This window comes from Kineococcus sp. G2 (assembly GCF_037154035.1).
In the GTDB taxonomy this organism is placed as follows: domain Bacteria; phylum Actinomycetota; class Actinomycetes; order Actinomycetales; family Kineococcaceae; genus Kineococcus.
In genome coordinates this window covers 1-6,218 of record NZ_JBBBEM010000108.1, presented here as the reverse complement: position 1 = coordinate 6,218, position 6,218 = coordinate 1, and the positions used below count along the sequence as shown (strand labels likewise).

The following is a 6,218-nucleotide window of genomic DNA, read 5'->3' as shown; positions in this document are numbered from 1 at the left end:
GCGCAGCCCTCACCACACATCTGAAACAGTCACTCAGGCGGTGAGTATCGGCTCAAGACGTCGACTGGACATGAGGAAGGCCCGCACCCCAGGCGGGGTGCGGGCCCTGTGCGGTGCCGGGCGTGCTCAGCGCACCGCGGAGTCGCCGAAGTAGACGACGTGGTCCGTCTCGTCCCCGGTCGACGTGCGGTCCGAGGACGTCGTCACCAGCTTGAGGTTGCGGACACCGCGCACGTCCACGTCGATGCTCGCCGGCTTCCCGACGGCCACCTCGTAGCTGCTGAGCAGTCGTTCGTCCCCGAACACCTCGACGCGGGCGGTCAGGCCCGAGGTGACGCCGTCGGCGACACCGACGACCGCGGTGAACCGCGAGCGACCGGCCCCGATGTCCCACACCCGGTACTCCGCGTTGCGGGTGTCCGTCGTGCTGGTGGGCACGTACGTGGAGAACGCCGCCGAGCGCGGGTAGAACACCCCACCGATCGTGGCGTGCGACTGCACGTACGTGGCGTTGCCCTCAGGCTGCGCGAGCTCGTCGAGGTACGTCTTCTCCCCCGCACCGCAGGACGTCCGCTTGGCGGCGACCTCGGAGTACGAACCGTCCCCGCCGACGGCCTGGAGCGAGTTCGGGCGGAGGCGCTCGATCTCCAGGTTCACCACCTGGGGCAGGCAGTACTGGGGGGTCAGCAGGACCGGTGACTCGCGCCGGCCCGCCGAGGCGCCCGCGGCGATGGCGTCCGGCCACGCGGAGCCGCTGACGAGCTCCACCCAGCTCGACCCCGTGGGGAAGTAGGCACGGCTGACGGCGACCGCCGTCTCGTAGCGGTCGGCACCCGCCAGCCTGCGGACGTCCCCGGTCGTGTACTGCGCGAGGTCGGCGGCGACGGACGCGCTGACGGCGCCCTCCCCACCGAGGACGGTGATCCGCCCGGGTCGCAAGCGCTCCAGTTCGGCGCGCACGCTATCGGGGACGCGGCCCGGCTCCACGACCATGACGGGGGAATCGACCGAGGCGGCCGCGGCGGAACCCGCGAGGGCGTCCGCGTAGTCGGTGCCGGTGGCGATGACGACGTCGGCCACGCCGGGCGCGAACGACGCCGCCGACAGCTTCGCCGCCGTCTCGTACCGGTCCGCACCCCCGACGCGGGACAGCTCGGCCCGCGTGTTCTGCCGCAACCACGTCACCACGTCCGGCCCGACAGCCGACTCGCTGCCCACGACGACAACCTTGCGGTAGTAGCCGATGACGGCGCGGACGTCGTCGGTGAGTTGCGGGCGCGGGGTGAGGAAGATGTTCGCCCCGTCCTGCCCGGCCAGAGCGCCGGCGGTCACGCCGTCGGCGAAGCTCGCCCCCGTGACGACGTACGCGACGTCGCGGGCGGGGTCCTCGAGCGTCGCCGCGGTCGCGTAGCGGTCCACGCCGTAGGCGCGGTGCGCCGTCACCGGTGTGGGGGTCGCCGCCGCCGAGGCTGCCCCCGCCACGGTCGCCAGGCCCACCAGGGCCGCGACCGCGCCGGTGCGCCGGCGGGCGCTGGAGCGCTCAGAACGAGACGCCATCGGACTCACCTCCACCGAACGTGCCGAAGTAGAAGTTCCCGGCGGCGTCCTTGAAGTAGACGTCCGCCACGGGCAGGCCCTCGACGCCGGGGGCGTCACCGAGGAAGGTCAACCCCGTGCCCTCCACGACAGCGTCCTCGGAGTGGAGCTTGCCCGGTTCGCGGTCGACGCGGATCCAGGTCTGCTTGCCCAGCACGCCGTAGGCGCGGACACGGCCCTGCGGGTGGCCCACGACGGCGTCGGGCAGCAGCACCTCTCCCTTCGGGTCGGACGTGATGACCCATCCGGTCCGTGCGTCGTTCTCGGTGGTGAAGACGGCTGTGACGGGCGGCAGCTCGCCGTCCACGGGGGTGGTCGTCTCAGCCCCGCCGACCAGGCCGCCGTAGCGGATGCCGAGCGGGTAGACCAGGTCGCCGGCCGCGACGCGCACGTGCTCGCCTGCGATGAGGAACAGGCCGGCACTGTCCGTGCCCGTCACGAAGGACACCTGAGGCACCGTCCAACCGGGGGCCGTGGACCGGGTGTCCGACGGGGTGGTCGAGACGGCGGGCCCGGGAGCGGAACCGGTCGCGGTCGGAGCGGACGTCACCGGCGAGGTCGTGGTGGCGCCGGAGGACGTGCCCCGGGCCGGGGCGGGAGTCGTCGAGCCGCTGGATGCGCTCGGCACCGTGACCCCGCTGAAGGTGCTGGACGACGCGACACCCGTGACCCCGACGAGGGGATCGGTCGCCGTGGTCGGCACTGCCGTGCCGGCGAAGATGTCGCGGCCGCCGGCCGCGAAGGCGACCGGATCACCGCTGGGAGAGGACGTGGCGACCGGCGGTGTGGCGACACCACCGGCGTAGGGACTGACGGCCTCCGCACCCGAGGGCGCGCTGCTCAGCCACAGGAAGCCCGCAGCACCACCGCCGATGACGGCCACGCCGAGCGCACCGGCCACCAGGGAACGCACCACACGAGCGTCGAGACGGCGGCCGGGACCTTCGGGGAACTCCTCGGTCACGGACTCGTCCGGCTGGGGCGAGGAGGAGTCGGGGGAGCTGGAGAAACTCATGATCGCGTCCCTCAGGTGGTCTCGGTGGTCGTGGCGCTGGGCGGCGTCAAGGCGGGGGCGGTGGCGGTGACGGCCGGTGCGTCGGTGACGGTGCTGGTGACCGGCAGCACGAAGATCTTGCCGATGAGGGTCGTGGTGACCGCGGAGGTCTCCCCTGCCGCGGAGTCCTCGACGGCCAGGCTCGCGTTCTCGAGCAGCAGGTAACGCTTCATGTCCGCCTGCACCTGCTTGACGAACAGCTCGGTCTGCGCGAAGGAACCGCTCACCGCCACGGTCACCGGCAGGGCGGAGATCGTCGCTCCAGAGGCGGTGGGAGTGGTCGCCGCAGCGGGGTCCGCACCGGGGACGTACGCCGCCAGCGCACCGGGGGTGATGCTGACCAGCGTGACGCCCGCCGAGGTGGCGTGCTGCTCCAGGGAGCGCAGCAGGGTGGGGACCTCGGCCTCGGACGGGAACTCCGAACGGATCTCGGCGAGCTCGGCGCGCCGCTCGGGCAGCGTGGCGAACTGCGCCTGCAGCTGCTCGGTCTTCAGCCGGATCGACGCGTTGGACGCTTCCGCCGCGGCACGGTCGGTGGCGAGGTCCGCCGCCTCGGCGCGCTTGGGCGAGATGACGAGGAACCACGTGGCCAGCACCAGCGCCAGCGACACGAGGACGGCACCGGCCGTCCACAGCTTGGTCTTCGAGATGCTCATGGGGTGCTCCTGTCGTTCCGCGTCACGAACCGTGCGCGAGCGCGGCCGACGTCAGGGTGCTGGACGTGGTGAAGGTGACGGTTCCCTGCTCGTCGCGCTGCGAACTGGAGAGCGCGGTGGCGTCGAGGCCGTCGATCGCCTCCAGCGACTCCATCCAGGCGGCGACCTTGTCCTGGCTCTTCGTGGAGCCGGTGACGTTCACGGTCCCGATGCCGTCGGCGACCACCGGGGTGGTGCCGTCCACGGTGCCGCTGCTGCTGCCGCTGCCCGCCGTGACGGCGATCGTCAGCGAGCTCAGCGACAGGTCGGACGGGGCGCCCGTGGCGATGCGGTCCAGGTAGGCGTACAGGGGCACCTCGTAGGCCTTCGCGGTGTCCCGCGCGCTCTGCACCTGCGCCAGTTCACCGAGGACCTGCGGAACCTCGGCGTACTGCTGCTGGGTGCGCTGCAGCGCAGGCGTCTTCGCCTGCTCGGCGTCGAGCGCCTCCTGCGCGGTGGACACGTGCCCCAGGGTGATGATCGCCGCGGCGCCCGCCATGCCGGCGACCACGGCCACGCCACCGGCGAGCGCCAGCTGCAACCGGCGGAAGGCGCGCTGCTGGCCGATCTCCGGGGGCAGCAGGTCCACGCGGACGACGGTCTGCTGCGTGGCGACCGCCTCCAGTGTCTGGAAGCTCATGCGATCGCTCCGAGTGCGAGGCCGACGGGCACGGCGGCGAGGGGCTGGATCTGGAGCAGCTGGCTCTCGTCGAGCCCGGTGCTGCCCAGGTGGAGCGGTGCGATCGGGTTGCCGGCGACCACCTCGAGGCGCGTGACGGACGACAGGCCCTCCACGACGCCGGCGAGCAGGGAGCCGCCACCGGTGACGACGACGCGCTCCACGCGGAACTGGGGGTTGGAGGCGGAGTAGTAGTCGATGGAGGTGCGGATCTCGTCGACGAACACCTCGCTCATGAGCTGCACCGCGGTCGCGGCCCGTTCCTCCGCGTCCTGTCCGACCTGCTCGGTCTGGCGCTTGACGGCCTCGGCGACGTCCATCGGGACGCCGAGGCGCTCGGCGACGGCATCGGTGACGTCCTGACCACCGGAGAGCAGGATGCGGACGAACCGGGGGGTGCCGGCGGAGTGGATGACCAGGTTGGTGACGCGGGCACCGATGTCGATGAGCGCTTCCGTGGCGGCCGGGCCGAAGGGGCTGCCGACGGCGCGCAGCACCGCGAAGGGGGTCAGGTCGACCGAGGTGACCCGCAGGCCCGCGGCGGAAGCGGCCTCGACGTTGGACATGACCATCTCACGGGCTGCGGCGACCAGCAGGCCGCGCAGGGTGCGGGAGCCGTTCTCGCGCAGCTCGGAGACCGGGTGGAAGTCGATCACGCACTCGGCCACGGGCAGGGGGAGGTAGTCCTGGACCTGCAGCGGCAGCGACGCCTTCAGCTCCCTGGCCGGCATCCAGGGCAGGTCCACTTGACGGACCACGACGCGCTGGTTGGCGACACCGAGGGCGACCTTGCGGGACGTGAACCCGCTGCCCTTCCACAGCGTCCGCAGGGCCTCGCTGACGGTCGGGCGGTCGACGACCTCACCGTCGCGCACGGCGCCCTCCGGCAGGGCGACCTGCCCGAACTTCTCGAGCGTGATGCCGCCCTTGCCGTAGGACAGCTCGGCGGCACGCACTCCCGACGTTCCGATGTCGAGGCCGATGGCGGTACGTCCGGGCACGTCGCCTCCTTCGTGGATCAGTGGGTCGGCCCGCGCCTGGCGCCGGCGGTGGTGGCCCGGCGCTGCGCGCCGGAGCTGGATCGTCAGTAACGTGATCGGCCCCCGGAGCGGGGCGCTTGAGCGTCGCGTGCGCGCTTCCCCCGGGTGGACGGCGCCCGTTCAGGCGACAGGGCTCAAGCCGAAGATCTGGAGGTACCAGCCGGCGAGGTCGGCACCGGTGAAGAGGGCCGCCAGTGCACCGGCGAGCATGTAGGGGCCGAAGGGGATGCGCGTCTTGCGGCCCGCGTCGCTGAACAGCAGCAGGGCGACGCTGACGACCCCGCCCACGAGGAAGGCGAGGAAGGCGCCGACGAGGAACTGCGGCCACCCCCACCACGCGAGGTACAGGCCGAGGACGCCGGCGAGCTTGACGTCCCCGAAACCCATACCGCCCGGCTTGACCCGGTAGAGCGCGTAGTAGAAGCCCCAGAGCGCCAGGCCGCCGAGCGCGGCCCGCCCGAGAGCGCTCCACTCCCCCGTGCCGGCGCTGGCGACGGCCAGGAGCACCGGGGCGACGACGTAGGAGGGCAGGACGATGACGTCCGGGAGGCGCTTGACGTCGAGGTCGATGGCGGCCAGGGCGACGGCGATGGCCGCCAGGTACAGGTGCGCGGGCAGCACCCACGACCAGCCGACGAGCCAGGCGACCGCGGCGAACAGCGCACCGGTGAGCAGCTCGACGACGACGTAGCGCGGGCTGATCGGACGGGCGCAGTGCCGGCAGCGGCCCCGCAGGGCCAGCCAGGACAGCACCGGGACGTTGTCCCGCCGCAGCAGCGGCGTGTCGCACCCCGGGCACCGGCTGGCCGGGGCCACGACCGACCGCCCCAGCGGCACGCGGTGCACGACCACGTTGAGGAAGGAGCCGATCAGGATCCCGAGCAGGCCTGCGGTGATCGTGAGCACGCTCACTTCTTCGGCAGTCCCTGCGTCTCGCTGAACGCGGACACCAACCAGGGGTCCTTCGCCGGTCGGAGGAACGACGGGGGCGGCAGGCTCACGAGCCGTGAGTCGTACGCGTAGTCCTTGACGTAGCCGGTCCTGCCGGACAGTGCGACCGCACCGCGCTGCTTCTGGTAGATGCCACCGAACACGCTCAGCGTGCCCAGAGCAGCACCCCGGTCGTAGTTCTGCACGGTGAAGGAGTTGGACAC

6 protein-coding genes and 1 pseudogene are annotated in these 6,218 nt (G+C 72.3%); all 7 read right to left on the bottom strand.

Features of this window, described 5'->3' with window-relative positions:
- Positions 1 to 126 precede the first annotated feature (126 nt).
- Complete coding sequence (locus V9U69_RS15425) at positions 127 to 1,557, bottom strand: cell wall-binding repeat-containing protein (RefSeq protein ID WP_337062737.1); 1,431 nt, start codon at positions 1,555 to 1,557, stop codon at positions 127 to 129.
- Entirely contained in the window at positions 1,541 to 2,611 is a 1,071-nt protein-coding gene (locus V9U69_RS15420) for a hypothetical protein (RefSeq protein ID WP_337062736.1), read from the bottom strand. Before V9U69_RS15420 ends, V9U69_RS15425 begins: the two co-directional genes overlap by 17 nt.
- A gap of 11 nt (positions 2,612 to 2,622) precedes the next feature.
- Positions 2,623 to 3,306, bottom strand: a complete 684-nt coding sequence (locus tag V9U69_RS15415; RefSeq protein WP_337062735.1) for a type 4a pilus biogenesis protein PilO — start codon at positions 3,304 to 3,306, stop codon at positions 2,623 to 2,625.
- Positions 3,307 to 3,328: 22 nt separating this feature from the next.
- Positions 3,329 to 3,985, bottom strand: a complete 657-nt coding sequence (locus V9U69_RS15410) for a hypothetical protein (protein ID WP_337062734.1) — start codon at positions 3,983 to 3,985, stop codon at positions 3,329 to 3,331.
- Positions 3,982 to 5,025: a type IV pilus assembly protein PilM gene (gene pilM / locus V9U69_RS15405; protein WP_337062733.1), complete on the bottom strand. Its 1,044-nt coding sequence runs from the start codon at positions 5,023 to 5,025 to the stop codon at positions 3,982 to 3,984. Before pilM ends, V9U69_RS15410 begins: the two co-directional genes overlap by 4 nt.
- A 159-nt stretch (positions 5,026 to 5,184) precedes the next feature.
- A complete protein-coding gene (locus tag V9U69_RS15400; protein ID WP_337062732.1) occupies positions 5,185 to 5,970 on the bottom strand; it encodes a prepilin peptidase in 786 nt (261 codons plus the stop codon).
- A 2-nt stretch (positions 5,971 to 5,972) separates the two neighbouring features.
- Positions 5,973 to 6,218: pseudogene (locus V9U69_RS15395) on the bottom strand (hypothetical protein); the annotation flags it as partial.